This is a genomic window from Methylobacterium sp. C33D (assembly GCF_053345825.1).
Genome location: NZ_JBKFAV010000209.1, coordinates 1 through 301, shown reverse-complemented (window position 1 = coordinate 301; position 301 = coordinate 1). Strand labels below are relative to the sequence as shown.

At 76.1% G+C, this 301-nt stretch carries 1 pseudogene; it reads right to left on the bottom strand.

The window, feature by feature from the left end:
* A pseudogene (locus tag ACLBXO_RS32075) lies at positions 1-301 on the bottom strand (EamA family transporter RarD); the annotation flags it as partial.

Below are 301 nucleotides of genomic sequence, written 5' to 3'. Positions count from 1 at the left end.
CGCACCGCCGCGGCGGCGAACCAGATCAGCGGCAGCGCGGTGGTCAGGCCGGTGAGCATCAGCAGGGCGCGGTCTGCCGGCGCGGCCGGCAGGAACGGCTCGGGCGACAGGACGAGCCAGGCGACCGCGGCCGGCAGGAGCAGCAGGGTCTCGGCCAGGAAGCCGACCAGCGCGTCGACGCGGACGATCTTCCGGGCGAGCCCGTAGAGCGCGAAGGTCACCGCCAGCGACAGCGACACCAGGGGCAGCTCGCCGGCCCAGACCACCGCGGCGGCGACGCCGGTCGCGGCGATGCCGATCG